The organism is Vibrio sp. M260118 (assembly GCF_036533755.1).
Taxonomy (GTDB): Bacteria; Pseudomonadota; Gammaproteobacteria; order Enterobacterales; family Vibrionaceae; genus Vibrio.
Map to the genome: position 1 here is coordinate 1 of NZ_JATABG010000574.1, position 1,404 is coordinate 1,404.

3 protein-coding genes are annotated in these 1,404 nt (G+C 44.2%); all 3 read right to left on the bottom strand.

Annotated elements, in window-relative coordinates:
- The coding region (locus QTO00_RS19690) for an ATP-binding cassette domain-containing protein (RefSeq protein WP_331426255.1) at positions 1-331 on the bottom strand (331 nt) is incomplete at its 3' end.
- Positions 309-551, bottom strand: coding sequence for a glutaredoxin family protein (locus tag QTO00_RS19695; protein ID WP_331426256.1), 243 nt, complete (start codon positions 549-551; stop codon positions 309-311). The genes QTO00_RS19695 and QTO00_RS19690, both read right to left, overlap by 23 nt.
- 10 nt (positions 552-561) lie before the next feature.
- The coding region (rlmKL, locus tag QTO00_RS19700) for a bifunctional 23S rRNA (guanine(2069)-N(7))-methyltransferase RlmK/23S rRNA (guanine(2445)-N(2))-methyltransferase RlmL (RefSeq protein WP_331426257.1) at positions 562-1,404 on the bottom strand (843 nt) is incomplete at its 5' end.

Here is a 1,404-nt window from a genome sequence, read left to right on the forward strand (position 1 = left end):
CAATAGCAATCAGATCGAGTTGATCTTGATAGATCTTAATCTGCTCACCTATCTCAGCCAAGCCACCAGCGACATAATCAAATACCGTTCCCTCTTGGTTCCTTGGCGGATCTTGCTCCAAACGAGAAACAACCACATCTTGAGTCACTGTGAGTTTGCCGTCGTCTAAAAGCACTTCTTGAGCAAGTACCTTCATCAAGGTTGACTTACCTGCGCCATTTCGACCGACTAAACAGACACGCTCGTTCTCTTGGAGTGCGAAGTCCGAGTGGTCTAATAGTGGGTGATCACCGTAAGCCAGTAATCCATTATTTATTGTTAATAATGCCATTGTCGTCTAACCAAAGTTGTAGTTGTTGTATATCGAACGGCCAATTAAGCTCGCTACCTTGATAATGCAGCACCGGAATGGTGACGCCGTAACGAGAAAATAACTCATCATCAAAAGCAATATCGACGGTCTCTACTTGATGAGAGATATTAAGCTGTTTTGTCAGTTCAAATGCCATCTCACAAAGATGGCACCCTTCTGTGCTATATAAAGTGATCACCTTGGACCTACTATTCCTTGTGAGTCAAAACCCAACAGTTATGAATGTGTTTGTTGCGCGCGAAATCCATTGGCAATGTTTGGTGCGAGATGTTCTTCGCATCTAAGCCAAGTTCATTCAAACCATCCATATCCATCTTAAAGTGACGTTTGTTGTTAGAGAACACTATCGTGCCACCGCTACGTAACAGGCGCTTAAGGTTTTTCATTAACTGGATATGGTCGCGCTGAACGTCAAAGCTCTGCTCCATACGCTTGGAATTGGAAAACGTTGGGGGATCAATGAAAATAAGATCGAACTGCGCAGTTGAACGCTCTAGCCACTGAAGACAATCTGCTTGTTCGAATCTATGCTGACGACCGACCTGACCATTGAGCTTCATATTCTCTTTAGCCCACTCTAGGTAGGTATTAGACATATCAACCGTTGTCGTCGACTTAGCACCACCACACGCAGCATGTACAGTTGCAGAGCCGGTGTAGGCGAATAAGTTCAAAAAGTCTTTACCTTGCGCCATTTCACCTAGCTTGCGACGAGTAATCTTGTGATCGAGGAACAGGCCAGTGTCTAAGTAATCATGCAAGTTGACTTTGAGCTTTACGCCATACTCATGAACATTCAACGTCTCTGACTCTTGAGCTAGCTTTTGATACTGTGAACGCCCCTTCTGCTTTTCGCGAACTTTCAGTACAACTTTATTCGCTTCAGTACCCGTTACTTGAATAGCTGCTCGGATAATGTCAGTCAGACGACGCTTGGCTTTCTCTTCTGGAATATTCTTTGGTGCAGCGTACTCTTGGATAACCAGATGATCTAAATACACGTCTATGGCTACATTGTATTCGGGTAGATC